The 16,868-nt window shown below is 60.4% G+C and carries 25 protein-coding genes and 2 other RNA genes; 25 read left to right on the forward strand and 2 right to left on the reverse strand.

The window, feature by feature from the left end; genetic code table 11:
* Positions 1-728 precede the first annotated feature (728 nt).
* Positions 729-1,253 (forward strand): hypothetical protein, encoded by a 525-nt coding sequence (locus tag ACV4UY_RS12765; RefSeq protein ID WP_491607968.1) that lies wholly within the window; start codon positions 729-731, stop codon positions 1,251-1,253.
* A gap of 88 nt (positions 1,254-1,341) precedes the next feature.
* Here the strand turns inward: ACV4UY_RS12765 and ACV4UY_RS12770 are convergent, their stop codons facing one another.
* Complete coding sequence (locus ACV4UY_RS12770; RefSeq protein WP_491607969.1) at positions 1,342-1,743, reverse strand: hypothetical protein; 402 nt, start codon at positions 1,741-1,743, stop codon at positions 1,342-1,344.
* A gap of 35 nt (positions 1,744-1,778) precedes the next feature.
* On the reverse strand, positions 1,779-2,207 hold the full coding sequence (locus ACV4UY_RS12775) for a helix-turn-helix domain-containing protein (RefSeq protein WP_491607970.1): 429 nt from the start codon (positions 2,205-2,207) through the stop codon (positions 1,779-1,781).
* A 93-nt stretch (positions 2,208-2,300) separates the two neighbouring features.
* Here ACV4UY_RS12775 and ACV4UY_RS12780 point away from each other — a divergent pair, with 93 nt between their 5' ends.
* From ACV4UY_RS12780 to ACV4UY_RS12895, 24 genes are all read left to right on the forward strand, one after another.
* A complete protein-coding gene (locus tag ACV4UY_RS12780; protein WP_491607971.1) occupies positions 2,301-2,552 on the forward strand; it encodes a helix-turn-helix domain-containing protein in 252 nt (83 codons plus the stop codon).
* A gap of 55 nt (positions 2,553-2,607) precedes the next feature.
* Positions 2,608-3,069, forward strand: a complete 462-nt coding sequence (locus ACV4UY_RS12785; RefSeq protein WP_491607972.1) for a hypothetical protein — start codon at positions 2,608-2,610, stop codon at positions 3,067-3,069.
* Between the two features lie 27 nt (positions 3,070-3,096).
* Positions 3,097-3,390 (forward strand): GapR family DNA-binding domain-containing protein, encoded by a 294-nt coding sequence (locus tag ACV4UY_RS12790; RefSeq protein ID WP_491607973.1) that lies wholly within the window; start codon positions 3,097-3,099, stop codon positions 3,388-3,390.
* A gap of 4 nt (positions 3,391-3,394) precedes the next feature.
* Positions 3,395-3,459: hammerhead ribozyme type II (locus tag ACV4UY_RS12795), an RNA gene on the forward strand.
* Between the two features lie 12 nt (positions 3,460-3,471).
* Positions 3,472-3,882 (forward strand): hypothetical protein, encoded by a 411-nt coding sequence (locus ACV4UY_RS12800; protein WP_491607974.1) that lies wholly within the window; start codon positions 3,472-3,474, stop codon positions 3,880-3,882.
* A gap of 5 nt (positions 3,883-3,887) precedes the next feature.
* Positions 3,888-4,730, forward strand: a complete 843-nt coding sequence (locus ACV4UY_RS12805) for a ParB N-terminal domain-containing protein (protein WP_491607975.1) — start codon at positions 3,888-3,890, stop codon at positions 4,728-4,730.
* Positions 4,730-6,877 (forward strand): Mu transposase C-terminal domain-containing protein, encoded by a 2,148-nt coding sequence (locus tag ACV4UY_RS12810; protein ID WP_491607976.1) that lies wholly within the window; start codon positions 4,730-4,732, stop codon positions 6,875-6,877. Before ACV4UY_RS12805 ends, ACV4UY_RS12810 begins: the two co-directional genes overlap by 1 nt.
* Positions 6,878-6,939: 62 nt before the next feature.
* Entirely contained in the window at positions 6,940-7,716 is a 777-nt protein-coding gene (locus ACV4UY_RS12815; RefSeq protein WP_491607977.1) for an AAA family ATPase, read from the forward strand.
* The gene (locus tag ACV4UY_RS12820; RefSeq protein WP_491607978.1) at positions 7,713-8,315 is read left to right on the forward strand and encodes a hypothetical protein; all 603 of its coding nucleotides are present in this window, start codon (positions 7,713-7,715) and stop codon (positions 8,313-8,315) included. The genes ACV4UY_RS12815 and ACV4UY_RS12820 overlap by 4 nt, the downstream gene beginning before the upstream one ends.
* Before the next feature lies 1 nt (position 8,316).
* The gene (locus ACV4UY_RS12825; RefSeq protein ID WP_491607979.1) at positions 8,317-8,697 is read left to right on the forward strand and encodes a hypothetical protein; all 381 of its coding nucleotides are present in this window, start codon (positions 8,317-8,319) and stop codon (positions 8,695-8,697) included.
* Positions 8,690-9,055, forward strand: a complete 366-nt coding sequence (locus tag ACV4UY_RS12830) for a hypothetical protein (protein ID WP_491607980.1) — start codon at positions 8,690-8,692, stop codon at positions 9,053-9,055. Before ACV4UY_RS12825 ends, ACV4UY_RS12830 begins: the two co-directional genes overlap by 8 nt.
* On the forward strand, positions 9,052-9,303 hold the full coding sequence (locus ACV4UY_RS12835) for a hypothetical protein (protein ID WP_491607981.1): 252 nt from the start codon (positions 9,052-9,054) through the stop codon (positions 9,301-9,303). The genes ACV4UY_RS12830 and ACV4UY_RS12835 overlap by 4 nt, the downstream gene beginning before the upstream one ends.
* The gene (locus ACV4UY_RS12840; RefSeq protein WP_491607982.1) at positions 9,300-9,839 is read left to right on the forward strand and encodes a host-nuclease inhibitor Gam family protein; all 540 of its coding nucleotides are present in this window, start codon (positions 9,300-9,302) and stop codon (positions 9,837-9,839) included. Before ACV4UY_RS12835 ends, ACV4UY_RS12840 begins: the two co-directional genes overlap by 4 nt.
* Positions 9,839-9,913: hammerhead ribozyme type II (locus ACV4UY_RS12845), an RNA gene on the forward strand. Before ACV4UY_RS12840 ends, ACV4UY_RS12845 begins: the two co-directional genes overlap by 1 nt.
* Positions 9,914-9,931: 18 nt before the next feature.
* The gene (locus tag ACV4UY_RS12850) at positions 9,932-10,408 is read left to right on the forward strand and encodes a phage protein GemA/Gp16 family protein (RefSeq protein ID WP_491607983.1); all 477 of its coding nucleotides are present in this window, start codon (positions 9,932-9,934) and stop codon (positions 10,406-10,408) included.
* A 1-nt stretch (position 10,409) separates the two neighbouring features.
* Positions 10,410-10,898, forward strand: coding sequence for a Mor transcription activator family protein (locus ACV4UY_RS12855; RefSeq protein WP_491607984.1), 489 nt, complete (start codon positions 10,410-10,412; stop codon positions 10,896-10,898).
* An 82-nt stretch (positions 10,899-10,980) separates the two neighbouring features.
* Positions 10,981-11,157 carry a hypothetical protein gene (locus ACV4UY_RS12860; RefSeq protein ID WP_491607985.1) on the forward strand — a complete coding sequence of 59 codons (177 nt, stop codon included), beginning with the start codon at positions 10,981-10,983 and terminating at the stop codon, positions 11,155-11,157.
* On the forward strand, positions 11,154-11,543 hold the full coding sequence (locus tag ACV4UY_RS12865; RefSeq protein ID WP_491607986.1) for a Mor transcription activator family protein: 390 nt from the start codon (positions 11,154-11,156) through the stop codon (positions 11,541-11,543). Before ACV4UY_RS12860 ends, ACV4UY_RS12865 begins: the two co-directional genes overlap by 4 nt.
* Before the next feature lies 1 nt (position 11,544).
* On the forward strand, positions 11,545-11,892 hold the full coding sequence (locus ACV4UY_RS12870; protein ID WP_491607987.1) for a DUF2730 family protein: 348 nt from the start codon (positions 11,545-11,547) through the stop codon (positions 11,890-11,892).
* A gap of 1 nt (position 11,893) precedes the next feature.
* Positions 11,894-12,190 (forward strand): VpaChn25_0724 family phage protein, encoded by a 297-nt coding sequence (locus tag ACV4UY_RS12875; RefSeq protein WP_491607988.1) that lies wholly within the window; start codon positions 11,894-11,896, stop codon positions 12,188-12,190.
* Position 12,191: 1 nt separating this feature from the next.
* A complete protein-coding gene (locus ACV4UY_RS12880; protein ID WP_491607989.1) occupies positions 12,192-12,731 on the forward strand; it encodes a phage protein Gp27 family protein in 540 nt (179 codons plus the stop codon).
* The gene (locus tag ACV4UY_RS12885) at positions 12,728-14,143 is read left to right on the forward strand and encodes a phage terminase large subunit family protein (protein ID WP_491607990.1); all 1,416 of its coding nucleotides are present in this window, start codon (positions 12,728-12,730) and stop codon (positions 14,141-14,143) included. Before ACV4UY_RS12880 ends, ACV4UY_RS12885 begins: the two co-directional genes overlap by 4 nt.
* 1 nt (position 14,144) lies before the next feature.
* Positions 14,145-15,665 (forward strand): DUF935 domain-containing protein, encoded by a 1,521-nt coding sequence (locus ACV4UY_RS12890; RefSeq protein WP_491607991.1) that lies wholly within the window; start codon positions 14,145-14,147, stop codon positions 15,663-15,665.
* Positions 15,652-16,845 carry a phage head morphogenesis protein gene (locus ACV4UY_RS12895; protein WP_491607992.1) on the forward strand — a complete coding sequence of 398 codons (1,194 nt, stop codon included), beginning with the start codon at positions 15,652-15,654 and terminating at the stop codon, positions 16,843-16,845. The genes ACV4UY_RS12890 and ACV4UY_RS12895 overlap by 14 nt, the downstream gene beginning before the upstream one ends.
* Positions 16,846-16,868 lie beyond the last annotated feature (23 nt).

A 16,868-nucleotide genomic window follows, 5' to 3' on the forward strand; every position in this document is an offset into this window, starting at 1 on the left:
CAGCCTCTTCCAGCCTCGGTCAAGGGCGCATAGAACAGTCGGAGCCCAGTGCCGGGATTTGGTGGGATATTGAGGGATGGCGGGGGTTTATGGGGGATTTGGAGCGGGAGGGGGTTGGCGGCGGCGGGTGGGTGGCGACAAGCAAAATGAGAATTTTTGACGGGGGCCTCGGCCCCTTTTTTGTTGCCTTGAGTGTTGGGTAAGTGGTTGAGAATGCTTTTGTTTGTTGTGGCTGGTCGGGGTTGGGCGGGTGGGGTTTTTGGTGGGGTGTCGAGGTCGTAGGATGCAATAAAATACATCATTATTTTGTTGTTAGGTTGCGGAAGGTAACGTATTGATTTATTGCTGTAATTTTGAGCTTGAAAGGCGAAAAAACCGAATAAAACCTGCAAGTAATATTTTTTGGATGAGGGGTGATTGGGGGATGGTTTCAAGGGGTGTTGAAGGGGTGTTGAAGGGGTGTTGAACGCGTCTTGAGCGCAGCTTGACCACCCAATGATCGCTACCTGTTTAGTTTGCCTTGGGTGAGCATTCCTGGTGTGGCGAGTGGGGCGAGTTGTAACAAATGGATCGATTATTGATCGGTGTTATAATTAATATTATCGATATTCGGTGATGAAATTTCATTGATCCGTTGTCGGTCAAAATATAGAATTTTCCTTGGGTGAGATGGTTTTCGTTCATGAGTTGCAGGGTTGGCCGCCGACCGGAAGGAGGATGCGATGCGCTTGTCGAGAATGCATGTGGGGTTGTTGGGGCTATGGTTGACTTGGCCGGCGTGGGCCGGGGAGGAAGATTGGCGGGACAAGGTGTATGAGTGCAAGTTCTTTGAGTGCATCTATCCGCCGACGGGGAGGCCGTATTTCAGCAACACTCCGTGCGATTTGAACGAAGACCAGAAGTACGCATTTATCGCCAAAAGAAACGAGGCCGACAGGGCCAGGAAGATCGACAAGGCAAGAGAGGTACACAATAGTATTCTGGAAGAGGAGAAAGCAGCAAGAGAAAAGAAGGAAAAAGAGGCTGAATTGAGAAGGCTCAAGGATGAGGCTGAAGAAGCGATCAATAAGGCGAAGAAAGATGCGCAGGAGCGTGTGGAGGAGGCAAAAACAGGTAAGAATATGTGCCGACCAAGAGATAAGAAAATAGCAGGAATCAGAGAAACATGTGCAAGTGAATGGAGTGGTGATTTCAGAATGATTGAGTATTGTATCGAAAAGAGCATGAAGTCGTTTAGAAATCTTTGCGATTGACGATTCGGGTTAAGCCATCTTGCCGGCGGTGGCAAGACGGGGTGCCCGCCCGGATGGGCCGGGCGGGCGGTGGGGGTGGGAGGGGTGGTCAGGGTGACGGGTGGGCGGCCAGGAAGGTGATGGCGGATTCGAAATCGCCGTGCTTGAGCTGGCTGGCGCGGCGGATCTCGAAACGCTTGTGCAGGTTGCTCCAGATCTTTTGGTGGGAGAGGCCGGAGCGGGTCGAGGTGGCGGCCACCAGATCGGAGAGGGTGGTGAGTTGATCCTGGGTGATGGGGCGGGTTTGATGGTGGTGCCAAGCCAGAGTGGAGATGACCAGGAGGGCGACCGCGATCAGGAGTGCGGCTCTTGTGGCTTGGTGGCGGGTTTGCGGTTGAATACTCTTCTGGATTTGACGTGACACTTGCGTTGCGTTGAGATGGTCGATCATGCGCTCCTCCTTGGATGGTGGTTGGTTATAATCCATCATCGACAAAGATTGGAGATGCATGAAAATCTCTATTGATTTCTGTTTGTTGGGCAGGTTCAGCCGGTTGTTAGGCCGAAAATCCTCGCGACCGAAAGCGGAAGCATGAAAGACCCTTCCTCCAAAGCTTCAAGCATTCTGCGTCGCTCGTCAGGCGTGCTTTCCTTGTAGGCCACCAAAAGAAATTTAGCCTTAAGTTCTGGTTCAATATCTTTCCGTTCGCGTTTCAGAACGCTTTCGATAACATACAACACCCCCGCCATCTCATCCGCCACCGTGCTGGGTTTGCTGATTCGCTCTCCGGTCAGAAGATAGTTTACATCAACACCAGCATCCGCAATTGCGGTTATATAATCTGTATTTGGGGCGCGCTCTCCACTCTCATAAAGAACTTGAGTTTTTTTTGTGACTCCCCCATAGGTGGCCATCTCGGTTTGATTCATTCCAAGACGCGCCCTCTCTTCCTTTAATCGGTCAGAAAAATTCACCACTCGGTTCCTTTTTCCTTTACATGGAAACCGTTCGGTTACATACTCTTCCCCATAGATTCTTTAACACCCAAACAAGCTGGTGAAAGAGCCATGGACCGAATTGACATCAAGGCCGCCTTGGAGAGGCGGGGATGGTCGTTGCGCCGCTTGAGTGTGGCGCGCGGATTTCGCCCTGACTCCGTGAGGAAGGCCTTGCACATGCGTTATCCGAACGGCGAATGGACCATTGCCGATGCCCTGGAGATGAACCCCTGGGAGATCTGGCCGGAGCGGTATCCAGACGGGCCGGTTGACCGGCCACGACGGCGTGGGCGGTCGCAGACGGAGTTGGAAAAAGAGTAGCGCGGAAAAGTGAAGCAAACAACAAACAAACTGACAGGAGGAGATTGAAAAGATTATGGAAACTCAAAAGGATGAGCAGGATCAAACGGCGGACCCAACGTCACCGGAAATGCTGGAGCATATTTCCCGTGTGGTTCGCGTGATTGGTGAACTGGAAGTGAAACGGAACAACATTTTGACCGTTGCCCGCGAGACCCGGAAATCGATCCGCACACTGAAAAAAGTCAAAGCCGATCTGCGTGAAAAACTGTGTCCTACCGATGTGGCCAACAAATCGATCAGTGCGTTGAAAAAGGTCAAAGCCGCCCTGCAGAAAAATCTGCGTCAGTTGACACAAGATCTCTGCGTCATTGATGACGATCTCTGGTCGGCCCAGGCGCTTCTCAAGCAGGCGGAACTCGATCCGGGAAGGACGCTTGAGTATCTGGCCGAGACCGATTGTGCGCAATCGACGCCGACAGCGCCGGAGGAGTGCCCGCCCCCCCCCAGTGACCAAGACGAACCGGCAGAAGTATAGCATTTCTGACTAGAAAGGATGGTTAGGATGAGTAATTCCGGACAGAATTCGGAGAGATATCCTCAACGAAAACCTATGCCAGTGGAGTATGTGGATAAAGTTAAACTTATTCGTTTCGTCAAGGAAATTGAGCGGATATGGAATGAAATACTCTACTTTGAATCCGAAATGTGGAAGGTTTACTCGGAAGCTGGGTTTGAGAGTTTTGATCAGTCGATTTTGCGTAAAATCATCCGTATGCGCTCCATTGATCCAGATAGCACAGAAACAGACGAGGGCATCATTGATCTCTACAGGCGCGCTTTGGACGCAAAATCATGATTCCTTGCGAAACCGCCCGTGAGGGCGGTCGTCGGGGCGTGGTGGCCCTGGCCTGACGAGCAGCCGGATATGGAGGATGGGATGGAGAACATTGACGATTTCAATCGGGGTGTCGGGTTGATTTTGGGAGAGCTGTATCAGCATTTCCCGGTTCCGATCCATCTGGACCTGGAGGCGCTGGAAGCGTTTGAGGATGTGAGACGCGATGCGGTTCGCAAGGCGCGGCGGATGCGGGTTTATGGAGCCACCATGGCCTTTTTGCGGCACGAGAAGATGCTGCGTTACTCCTCGTCGGCTGATCAGGCGGTGTTCACGGAGGTGGTGTTGACGTCCAAGGGGTTGGCGGCGTTGAGCAAGATCCCGGAATCGATTGCCGGATCGAAAGGTGGTGCGACGGCGGGCGAGGTGCTGGTTGATCTGGGGTCGGATCTGCTCAAGAAAGGGGCGTGGGAGGGGATGGTTGCCGTCGTGCGGGCGATGCTGGGAGGTTGAAAATGGTGACCAACCCGATATGCGACATTGCCCTGACCGCCATCCACGCGGAGAACCGCCTGCGGGTGGTGGATGCTGGGTGGGTGGGGAGTTTGGCGGAATCGATTGCCGAGAGCGGGTTGCAGCAGCCGTTGCAGGTGCGGGAGGGGGGCGATGGGCGGTATGTGCTGATCGCTGGGGCGCATCGGTTGGAGGCGTGTCGGCGGTTGGGGATGGTTGAGGTGGCTTGTCAGGTGGTGGCGTGCGACGACTTGCGGGCGCGGTTGCTGGAGATCGACGAGAACCTTTATCGCCACGAGCTGACGCCGCTGGATCGGGCGGCGTTCCTGGCGGAACGGAAGAAGGTTTACGAGGCGTTGCATCCGGAGACGAAGCACGGGGCATGCGGAGGTGGGCGCGATAGGGTTGGGACAAGGGTGAAGACTGAAAACGACAAATTGTCGTTTTCAGAATCAACCGAAAAATCAACAGGTTTGAATCGTCGAACGGTTGAACGATCCATCAGTTTGTATCAACGGCTCGATCCCGTGGTGCGGGAGAAGCTGGCCGGAAGCTGGGTGGCCAGGAACCAGGCCGAGTTGACCCGGTTGGCCAAACTGACGCCCAAGGAGCAGCGGGAGGTGGTGGAGGCGTTGGATCTGACCGAGGCCGGCAGAAGCCGGATGACGGTTGGCGGGATGATTGACATGCGCATGCGCAACAAGTGTCCGACGAAGGTGGTCGAGGAGATCGAGGTTGAGGTGTCGGCGCTGCAATCGGCCTGGAGGAGAGCGCGGCCCGCCGCGCAGCAGCGGTTTCTGGATGAGTTGGTGAAACAGGGCATCGTGACGCGGCCAAGGAGCAAGTGATGGATGTGTGGCTGACCACTCAAGAGGTTGCGGATCGGTTGGGCATCACCCGGCAGGCGGTGGATATGCGGGCGCAGGAGTGGCAATGGCGCCGTCCGGAGTGGGAGGGGCGATACTGGCGGTGTCGGGATGGGGCTGGGGGTGGGTACGAATATCACCACCTGCTGCTGCCCAAGCCGGGATGCGAGGGTGAGGGGGAGGTTGTCGGGGAGGTGGTGACGTGTAGCAAGGGGGCGATGGTCGCACTGACGGCGCGCGCCAATGGTCGCCTGGATGCCAGGCTGGCGATTCTGGAGGCGCTGGAGCGGTTCATCGGCTCTTCCGGATTGTTGCAGACGACCGGGGAGGAGGCGTTCGTGCGGATCTACAACAGCGATCCAAAGCTGTTGGGGGTGCCGGTCGAGGTGTCGGCGGTGGCGAGCACGATCAGTCTGGCCACGGTGCGGCGTTGGCGTCAACAGAAACGGGCGTTGGGGATTGCGGTGCTGGCCGGGCGGTACGGGCCGCGCCGGGGGGTGGATGTGTGGAGCTGTTGCGAGCCGTTGCGGACGCTGGTGATCGGGTTGATCACCACTCTGCCGCATGCCGGGGGGAAGATGGCGCGGGATCTGGCCTTGGCGCGGTTCGGGGAGTGGGTGGAGGTGATCGAGCCACGGACGGGCGAGAAAAAGGCGCAACCGTTGCCTTCGGAGCGGAGTTTTCAGCGGTTCATCCAGCAGTTCAAAAGTGACAACAAGGCGCTGTTCGCGCTCGCCACCCATCCGGACCGCTACCGGAGCGCGTACCGCATGGCGGCGGGGCGGATGTATGACGACATCGCGCGGCGCAATCAGTTGTGGGAGATGGACGCCTCGCCGGTGGATTGTCTGTGCTCGGACGGACGGTTTTCGATGTACGTGCTGGTGGATATCCACTCCCGGTGGCCCAAGGTGCGGTTGACGCGCACCCCGAAGAGCGCGGCGGCGCTGTTGCTGTTGCGGGATGGGATGCTGGATTGGGGGGTGCCGGAGGAGTTGGTGACGGACAACGGTTCGGATTTCACCTCCAAGTATTTCATGGACGTGCTGCGGCGGTTAGGCGTCAAGCAGCGGTTGTGCGATCCGGGCCAACCGCAACAGAAGGCGGCGGTGGAGCGGGCCATCGGCACGATTCAGCACGCCTTCATGGAGATGCAACCCGGCTATATCGGCCACAACGTCACGGATCGCAAACAGATCGAGGCGCGCAAGACGTTTCTGGCGCGGCTGGGGCAGCCGGAAGACAAGGTGTTTTGCGTGGAGCTGACCAGGGACGAATTGCAGGCGCGGCTGGATGCCTGGATCGGACAGAAATGGGTTTTCGAGCCCCACGAGGGCCTGAGCGGCAAGACACCCTTTGAGGTGCGGACCGCCTGGCGTGGTCCGGTGGCACGCATCGAGGGCGAAGGGGTGTTGGAGCACCTGTTGGCCCCGCCTCCGGACGGCAAGGGGGTGCGGACCGTGACCTCCAAGGGGATCCGCATTCAGGGGATCGACTACCATCACGGCGCCCTGGGGTTGCTGGTGGGTCAGGAGGTCCATGTGCGCCTGGATCCGGACGACCTGGGGCGGATTTACGTGTACCGGGGCGAGCCGTGGGAGTTCGTCTGTCTGGCGATCAATCCGGAGCGGGCCGGGGTGTCGCGGGCCGAAGTGGCGGCCAAGGTGCGGGAGCGGCAGAAGGCGTTGCTCGACGGGGCCATGGAAGAGGTGAAGGTGGCCAAGCGCACCATCAACGTCAAGACGATGAGCGAGGAGATCGTGGCGGATGCCGCGCGGCGCAACGGGCGGCTGGTGGCCTTCCCGGCGCCGGCCACGACCCATGCCACGCCAGACATCGCGGCGGCCAAGGAGGCGGTGCGGGTCAAGAGCGGTACACCGGCGCCCGAGGCGCCCTTGACGCCGAGCCAGCAGGCCAAGCTGCTCGACATCCGGGAGCATCTGGCCAAGCCGGTCGAGCCGGAGCGGGACGAGGCGGCGATCCGTTACACCAATGCTTGCGAGCTGGAGGCGCGACTGGCGGCTGGGGAGACGTTGGACGAAGAGGTGTCGCGACGGTTGCGGCTGTATCAGGAGAGCAGCGAATACAAGGCCAAGCGGCGTTTGGAGCGGTTTTATCGGCAAGCCTGAAATGAAGAACCCGCCTGGGCGGGCGGGTGCTTCGGGTACAACTGACATAGGAGGTCTGAAGCATGACACAAACCAACGAAAAAATCAAGCGGACCACGGCGCCGTTGCGCAACACAGGGTTGATTGCCGAGCTGGTGGAGCGGTTGGTGAACCGCCCGCCGAGTGTGCCTGGGGTGGGAATCTTTCACGGCTTTTCCGGCATGGGCAAGACGGTGGCGGCCACGCTGGCGGTCAATCTGCACCAGGCGTTCTTTCTGCAGATCACCCCGGATTACACGCGCAAGTTCTTTTATCAGGAGTTGTTGCACAAGTTGGGAAAGTCTGGCGCGCGCGGGTCGATTCCGGAGCTGGCCAAGCAGGCCACTACCGTGCTCGGATCGATGGAGAATCCGGTGTTGTTCTTCGATGATGCCCAATACATGTTCGTGCGGCGGTATCGCGAGCGCGACCAAGTGTTTGTCCATTTCCAGGACGTAGTCCGCACGCTGCATGACGTGGGGGGCGCCACAATCGTCCTGATCGGCGAGGAGGATCTGCCGGGGATCGTGGAGCGGAGCGAGGAGATTCACAACCGGGTGTCGGTGTGGCAGGAGGCGGTGTTCGCCGACAAGGGCGACGCACGATTGATGGCCGGGTTGTTGTGTCCGGAGATCCGCGTCAAGGATGACCTGCTGGACGAGATTCTGACCAAATCCGGGCGGCTGTTGCCACGGATCATCAGCAACCTGTATCAGGCCGCCGAGGTGGCGCGCAACCGGGGGGCGGAGATGATCGATCTTGCGATGTGGGGCGAGCGGGAGTTCTTCACCGGCAAGACGGCGAAACGGAGGGCGGCGTGAAGACCAGGAGAGCGGCGCCCATCGAGGCGCGGTTGGCGGTGCGGGTTCCGCGCGGCTATCGGGGGGTATGGGAGATCCTGCGAGAGGCTGACGGCGAGATCACGGTGGCCGGCGTGATGATGGAGACCAATTCAGACCCGTCCACGGTGCGCGGCTACATGGAGAGTCTGGTCAAGGCGGGTTACCTGGAAAAAGCTCCCCCGCCTCCCGGCAAGATGGCCGTGTATCGCAAGATCAAACCGTTCGGACCGGTGGCGCCCCGCCTGCGTGCCGATGGTTCGCCGGTGGGCGGGATGGGGCTTGGCCAGGACCACATGTGGCGCACGATGAAGATGTGGACCGGGGCGTTCACGGCGCGGGAGTTGGCGATCCACGCCTCGACGGACAAGGTGGTGGTGAGCGACGGGGCTGCCGAGAGCTATCTGAATCGGCTGGCATGGGCAGGATATGTCAGGCGGAGCGATGGCAAGCGGTACCGCTTTCTCCCAGGCGCGGATACCGGGCCTTTGGCGCCCATGATCATGCGTACCAAGTTCGTTTTCGACCCGAACGTGGAGGAAGTGCGCGGTCCGGGCAGCGATGCCGTTTGGGAGGTGTGAGATGCGCGGCCAGAATCTGGATGTGGCGCGGAAGGGTTGGGGTGCGGAGATTCCGGGGTGGGTGGTGGCTCTGGCCGAGGCGTGCGACCGGGACAGTCAGGTGCGCGTGGCGGGGCGGCTTGGGTACTCCCCTTCGGCGGTCAATTGCGTTCTGAAATGCACCTACAAAGGGAGTTCAACCCGCATTCAACGGGCGGTCGAAGATACGTTGATGCAGGCTGAGGTGGATTGTCCGTTCTTCGGGGTTCTGTTGCGCGCGCGTTGCGATGAGTACCGTTTGGGGGTGGGTCAGGCGCTGGTGCGACGCTCGTGTCGTGTCTGCCGGCACAATGAAAGTCGTCAGGATTCACGGAAAAATTCGTGCGGAGGTCAGGATGAATAAACAAGTTGCCAAAGGAAAGGTCATCCCTTTAGCGCAAGCGGAGCGGCGGGCTTTGGCGCGCGGGGTGGCGATTGTGCGGGATCATGCGGGTGGGGTTCACCGCGTGGTGGATACGAAGCCGTGGAAGAAGGAGGGAGTGTTGGCGGTGCTGGAGATGGAGTCGTGCTTGACCATCGAGGAGATCGAGGCGCGCATGAGTTTGAAAATGCCGCGCTGGATGCTGCGCACGCTGCTGGCGTGGCTGGTCATGAAGGGGGTGATCGGATGCGCCGATGCCGAGAGTCCGCTTCATGCGGGCCAGACGCGACCGGTCTATTTTCTCACCTCGCGGGCAGCGGGCATGCGGAGGATCTCATGAGCGGGATGGAATGCGGACCCGGTTACGGGCCGGATTGGCTTGTTCGTCTCGAGGATCCACAGATCGAGGCGAAGTTCGGGCTGGGGTTCTTGTCGGCGCGCACGGGCTGGACGCCCTATGTGGGCGGGGTTGGGGTGCTCTCCTCGGAGACGGGCCAGGACGGACTGTTTGCCAGCAAGGCGTTGGCGCTGCGGGCGGGGCGGCGGTTTTTGGAGAAACATTCACGGAAACATGGGAGGGTGGCATGAGTGCGCGAGTGAAACCGGTTCCTGGTCTGGTGATCCATGACCTGACGCAGGCCAACGAGGTGTTGGACGAGATTGGCGCGATCCGGCGCGGACTGGAGATGATCGAGGCGGATATGAATACCGCGATCGCCGCCATCAAGCGGTCGTCGGAGGGGTTTGCCGCGCCGCGCCGGGTGCGGCTCGGGGAGCTGGAGCGGGCGCTGGGTGCGTTTGCCGAGATCCATCGGGACCGGCTGTTCGCGGACAGGCGCAGCGTGGAGTTGAGCGCGGGAGAGTTCGGATATCGGCGCTCGACGGAGTTGAAACCGGTGGCGAAGTTTACCTGGGGGGCGGTGCTGGAGAAGGTGCGGGAGTTGGGACTGGCGGCGCTGCGTACCAAGGTTGATTTGGACCGGGAGGCGATGCGCGACTGGCCGGAGGAGCGTCTGGAGCAGGTGGGGGTGAAACGGATCTTGAAGGATGTGTTCTGGTACGAGGTGAAGCAGGAGGTGTTGATGAAGGAAGATCCGGCCTCTGCCGGGGTGGGCCGGAGTTGATGCGAAACCGCCCCACCTTATTGGGAAGGGCGGTCGTCGGGGTGTGGTGGCCCCGGCCTGATGAGCAACCAAGCAACCAGGGGGTTCAAGCGATGCCATCCCGCGCCCAGTTTGCCATGATCCACATGGCCAAGAAGAGTCTGGCCATGCCAGATGAGCATTATCGGGCGGCCCTCGGGCGGTACGGGGTGGCCTCGTCGCGGGATTTGACCGAGAAGCAGGCCGACCAGTTGATCGACTTTTTCGTGGAACTCGGGTGGCGCCCGGTCTCCAATGGCAGCCGGGCGCGTCCGGCCACGGGCGAGACTCCGGCGCGTCCGGTGGACGAGCGGACGAAGTACCGGCGGAAGATCTATGCCTTGCTGCGCGACATGGGGCTTTTGGGCGAAAAGGACGATCCTTTTGCCTACGCGAACGGCATGGCCAAGAACATGTTCTTTCGCAATCAGGAGAACGTGACGATCCGCATCGAGCACTGCGACGAGGGGCAGTTGCGCAAGATCGTGCAGGCCTTGACGATCCATCGCAAGCGGTCCGCAACACAACCTGGAAATCAAGGGGTGTCGTGAGGTGGCCGGCACCGCTCCCGCGCTGACGGAGGGCGATCTGGATCGCTGCTTCATCCCGGAGACTCTGCGCGAGCTGATTCGGGTGATCGGGGTGACGGCCACGTTGCGCCTGGTCGAAAAGCGTGGCGGGCTGGTACTGACCGTGCCGTCACGTCTCCCTCCGGATCACCCACTGGTCGCGGAGTTGGGCGGGCAGGCGGCGGAAGGGTTGGTGGCCTGGGGCGCCGGGGATCGGATCTATATCCCGCGCGCGGAGAAGGCGATCCGGTGTCTGCGGGATCAGGAGATCCGGCGACGTTATGATACCGGCGAGGGCGCGCAATCCCTGGCACTCGATTACCGACTCTCCGAACGGCGTGTCTGGGCCATCCTGTCGATGGCGGATCCGGACATGCCCGACTCCTCCAGGTCCTTATCCAAACTTTTCGCCGCACGCCAGTTGACCCTCTTTTTCGACGATTCGCCATCTACTGACGCCGCGCGGCACTGACGCGCGTCAGGTCAAAAACTCCTCTCACAATCGATATTCTTCGGCGGAAATCGTACATCACTCCAACTGCCGGAGAATTGCCATGGGTATTCTGAATTTCCTGATCCAATACGGTCCCGATGTTGTCACCGCCGCCTCGTTGGTGGCCGCCGTCACCCCCACCCCGCCGCCCGATACCACCTTGGGACGCGCGTACAAGCTGGTCGATCTGTTGGCGTGCAACTTCGGGCGCGCCAAGCAGACGGGAGACGATCAATGAGCCTGGTCGCGGCGGTTGCGAATCTGTCGGAGAGCGTGATGGCCCGTCACGGGTCCGGGAGTTTTGGCGAGATCGTCCGGTGTGTAGGTCAGGAGGCGGCGGTGCGGATTGTCGAGGCTGTCGGAGGCACGCGCGTGTTTGTGCCGCGCCGGGTCAAACCGACCAGCAGTATCGCATCCCGGATCGACCATGACATCGCCTTGAAGTTGTCCAAGGAGTTCGGGGGCGAGATGCTCACAATCCCGCGCGAGACTGGGTTCAAGCGGGTGGCACGCAATCTGGAGATCCAGAAAGCCTATGATGCCGGGGTCAGCGTGCGGGATCTGGCGCGGCAAAACGAACTGACCGAACGGCAGATCTACACCATTCTCGGGACCGTGGTGTGACATGGAGACCTATCGGTTGTTCATCGACATCTGGCCGGCTGTTTCCACGGCATTGAGCGTGGTGTTCTTGTGGGTGGTCTGGTCGCTCAAACAGGTGGTGCGCGACGAGATGACCGTGATGCGGCGTGATCTGGAGGTGCGTATCACCGAGATCGAGAAATCGCACGAAAAGCGCATCACGGATATCGAGAAGTCCCAGGGAGGCCAACCGTCGCAAGATGATCTGGCGCGGATCTCGGAACGGATCACGCAGATTCACGGGGCCATGGAACGGTTGTCCGGGCTGATGGAGGCGAACAACCGTCAGGTGCATCTGCTGATCGAACATCATATGCGTGAAGGAGGTTGAGATGGGATTCGGTGATGTGGTCCGTCAGGATCGACGCCTCTGCATACTGCGATTCCTGCATGAGTCCGCCGGTTACACCGCCAGCCTGCCGTTGATTGGGCTGGTGTTGGATCGCGACGGGCATCAGGTGTCGCAATCAGCGGTGGTCGCCGAGCTGACCTGGCTCGAATCGTCCGCGCTGGTGAAGACCGAGGTGCTCGAAGGGGTGTTGCTGGCACGTCTGACGCAAGAGGGTTTGGAGGTGGCCACCGGGCGGACGCGGGTGCCTGGTGTGCGGCGCCCGGATCCGGAGTGTTGACATGGGGCGCCAATCGACGATGACGCGTCTGCCTCCCGTGATCCTGGAGGAGATCGGGCGCATGGTGCGCGAGGGTGGGTACACCCTGGATGAGATCCTGGCCCATCTTCGAACGTTGGGTTCCGGGGTCTCCCGCTCGGCGCTGGGGCGCTGGCGCAAGGATCTGGATCGGCGCATGGCGATGGCGCGGGAGGCGCGCGAGGTGGCCGGCGTGTGGGTCGAGAAGCTTGGCCAGGATCCGGGTGGGGATGTGGGGCGGTTGCTGTTGGAGATGCTGCGCACCGTGGCCTATCAGACCATCGGGGCCATGGACGAGCACGAGACCAAACCCTCGGATGTGGCCACCCTGGCGCGGGCGCTGCGCGATCTGGCCACGGCGGACAAGAGCGCGGTGGATCGGGAGATCGCCTTGAAGAAACGGCTGACCGGAGAGATTGCCATCGAGAACCGGGACAAGCTGGAGGCGTTGGCGAGTGGACCGGGCAGGCTCGATGCCACCACTCTGGACGAAGTGCGGCGGGTATTGGGGTTGGCGACATGAACAAACCGATTATTCATCTCCATCCATACCAGCGGCGCTGGCTCGAAGACGCCTCCCGGTTCAAGGTGGGGATGTTCGCGCGTCAGACCGGCAAGACCTTTACCAGTTGTCTGGAGATCGTGGATGACTGTTTTCGGGCCGAGGCCGCCAACCAGCGCGTCCGCTGGGTGATCCTGTCACGGGGGGAACGGCAAGCCAAGGAGGCGGTTGAAACCTACGTCAAACCGTTCTGCAAGGCCTATTTCGCCCTCCACAAAGCCTTTCTGAAGCAAGAGCCGCAATTTACGGAAAGCTTGTGGCAAGGGGAGGAGGCGCGGTACACCGCCCTGGAGGTGATCTTTCCGGGCGGGTCGCGCATCACCGCCCTGCCGGCCAGTCCGGAGACCGCGCGCGGCTTTTCGGCCAACGTGATGTTGGATGAATTCGCGTTTCATGCCGACTCGCGCAAGATCTGGGCGGCGCTGTTCCCGGTGATCAGCGCGCCGCACTTGAAGATGCGGGTGGTCTCCACGCCCAACGGCAAAGGGAACAAGTTCCATGAGTTGATTACCCAGACCAATCCGGAGTGGTCAAGGCATGTGGTGGACATTCACCGGGCGGTGCGCGAGGGGTTGAACCGCGATATCGCCGAGTTGCGCGCCGCGATTGGGGATGAGGATGCCTGGCGCCAGGAGTTCGAGCTGGAGTGGTTGGACGAGGCCTCGGCGTGGCTGCCGTATGATCTGATCGACGCCGCCGAGCATCGGGAGGCGGGTGACCCGGCCCGGTATCAGGGTGGCCCCTGTTATGTCGGCGTGGACATCGGCGCGCGGCGTGACCTGTTCGTGATCTGGGTGATGGAGCTGGTGGGGGATGTGTACTGGGTGCGCGAGATCGTGGCCGAGCGCGGTATCTCTTTCCGCGAGCAGGCCGAGCGGCTTGACGCGGTGATGGGTCGCTACCGGGTGATGCGGGTGTGCATGGACCAGACCGGCATGGGCGAGCAGCCGGTGGAGGATGCCCGCCGGCGTCACGGCTCCATGCGGGTGGAAGGGGTTATTTTCAGCAGTCCGACCAAATTGACATTGGCAACCTTGGGAAAGCAGTTGTTCGAGGAGCGGCGGATGCGCGTGCCGGCGGGGGATGCGGCCTTGCGGCAGGATCTGCACCGTTTGAAGAAAATCACCTCGCCGACCGGCGTTTCTCGTTTTATTGCCGAGTCGGATGGGGCCGGGCATGCGGATCGCACCTGGGCCTGTTTTTTGGCTGCGAATGCGGCGGGAACGGCACGGGTGGAGATCGCGTTTCAGGCGGTGGGTGATTGTCGCCCGGATCCGTTCGCGGGAAGCTTGGGCTTGAATGGTGGTCAGGCGCATGACAGTGTTGGGCGACGCTTCTGGGTGGATGGCTTGTCGGGATTCGGAGGGTTTTGACATGGGCAAGAGATCAAGGAAAGCGGCCCGATCACCAAGCCAGTCGGCGCCGGTTACCGATGAGTTGGCCGCGAGTACCGGGGATCTGGATATCACACGCGGCTTTTTGGATGGGTTTGCGTTCGCCCATCCCCAGGATGCGATATTGATGGGCAAGGGTGGCGGGGATTATGCCCTGTATGAGGATATCCTGCAGGATGATCAGGTGGCATCCTGTCTCCAGCAGCGGCGCATGGCGATCACCTCTCGGCCCTGGGTGGTGGATCCGGGCGCGGACGATGCGCCTTCGAAGGCGGCAGTGGAGTTCTTAAAGAAGCAGTTGTCCCGGTTGTCCTGGGATACGATCACTGACTGGATGCTCTACGGAGTGTTCTTCGGCTTTTCGGTTGCGGAGTGTATGTGGGGCCGCGATGGGGACCAGGTTGTCATCCAGGATCTGCTGGTGCGCCACCCAGGGCGGTTCTGTTTCGGGGTTGACAAGAGTCTGCGTCTGCGCACGCACACGGAGTATCTGGAAGGAAAGGAACTTCCGCCGCGTAAATTCTGGATATTTTCCACCGGCATGTTTCATAGCGACGAGCCGTATGGACGAGGGCTGGCCCACTGGCTTTATTGGCCGACGTTCTTCAAACGAGGGGACCTCCGTGGATGGCTGAAGGGTATCGATAAGTTCGGGGCGCCCACGGCGCTCGGGACATACCCGAACGGTGCCAGCGATTTGGAAAAAACGCGACTGCTGCAAGCGTTGGAGGCTATTCAATCGCGATCCGGGATCATCATCCCGGAGGGGATGAAGGTGGATATCCTGCAGACCGCCACCAGCGCGATCAGTAATGTCGAGTTGTACGACCGCATGAACGAGGCAATCGCCAAGGTTATTTTGTCGCAGACCATGACCACGGAGGCGGTTGGCGGGCAATACAAGGCCGAGGTGCATCGCGCGGTGCGCAACGATGTGGTCAAGTCGGACGCGGATATGTTGTGCGAGTCGTTCAACAAGGGACCAGTCGCATGGCTGACCGAATGGAATTTTCCTGGCGCTACCCCGCCCAGAGTGCGGAGGGTGATCGAGGAGCCGGAGGATCTGGATGCCCGGTCGATGCGGGAGGAGCGGCTGGCGAAAGCCGGATATCGCCCCACCCTCAAGCAGGTGGTCGAGAGTTATGGCGGCGAGTGGGAGGAGGTGCCGACCGTCGGGCGGCCCGTATCGGAGCCATCCGTTCGTCCGCAACCGGGTGACACCTCCTTTGCGGAGAGTGGTGTTGAGGATTCCGAGGATGTTGATCAGGGGTTGATCGATGTTTTAGAGCGCGACGGGATGGAGGGGGTTTCAAGTTCGCTTGAGCCGTTGTTCAAGAGTCTCCTGGATCGGATGTCGCAGCTTGAAAATCCCGCCAAGGCGTTGCGGTTGGTGGATGAGTTGTTCCCTGATCTGGATATGGACGGTTTGCAAGAGGCGTTGGCGCGGCGGTTCTTTGTGGCCGAGATGATCGGACGGAGCGGCGCCCATGTCGAGTCTTAATCCAGGCTATGCCGTCGGCCTGCCTCCGGAGCAAGCTGTTGAGTACATGATGTCCAAGGGAATGCGGTTCTCCTGGGACTGGCAAGATACCTGGAAGGAGGCGCATGCCAAGGCGTTTACCGTGGCCAAGGTGGTGAGTCTCGACGTGTTGAAGGCGATTCGCGCGGAGGTCGAGGCGGCCATCAAGAACGGCGACACGCAAGAGATGTTCATGCGTCGCCTGGAGCCTCGTCTTAAACAGTTGGGATGGTGGGGGCGGGTCGAGCAGGAGGATGGCAAGGGGCCGATGTTGGGGAGTCCTTGGCGCATGCGGGTGATCTACCGGACCAACTTGCAGACCGCTTATTCGGCGGGACGCTGGAAGGCGATGAAAGAGAATGCCGAGGCACGCCCGTACTGGATGTATGTGGCGGTGATGGACTCCCGCACCCGCCCAGCTCATCGTGTGCTGCACGGCAAGGTGTTCCCGCACGATGACCCGTTTTGGGCCAAGTTCTATCCGCCCAACGGTTGGGGGTGCCGCTGCCGAGTGCGTGCCCTGTCGCCTCGCCAGGTCGAGGAGATGAAGGTTCCGATTGAATCCGCAAAAGGCCGGATCGGCGAAGAGGAGCGGATGGTCGGGATCGATTCCCGGACCAAAGCCGAAATCTGGCGTCCGGTGAGCTTCTACCGGTTGCCGACCGGAGGAAGGTTTGCCACGGATCCGGGGTTTGATTACAACCCTGGACAGGCCGCCTTTCAGCCGGATTTGAACCGCTACCCCACCGAGACGGCCCGGCAGTATATGGAGGGGTCGGTCACGGGGCCGGAGTTCGCACGGTTCTTCAAAGGAGAGGTCGGCGGAAAATTTCCCGTGGCCGTGCTGGATGATGCCGCGCAAAAGGCGCTCGGAAGTCAATCCAAGACCGTTTACATTTCTTCCGATACCATGGACAAGCAGCGTGGACGCCATCCGGAATTGGGTGTGGAGGAGTATCAAAAATTGCCGCGCATCACCGAGGGACAGGTGATCCGGCAGGATGATCGGCGGCTGGTTTATTTCAAGGTGGACGGACGGCTGTATAAGGCGGTGATCAAAGCGACCGGGAACCGGGAAGAGCTGTATTTGGTGTCGTTTCAGAGGGCCGACGAGGGGGAGATGCGTCGGGAGATCAAGAGAGGGTATCCGATTGAAGGGTGAGAGTCGGTTTGCGGTGGGGCCTC

Source organism: Candidatus Magnetaquiglobus sp., assembly GCF_058402785.1.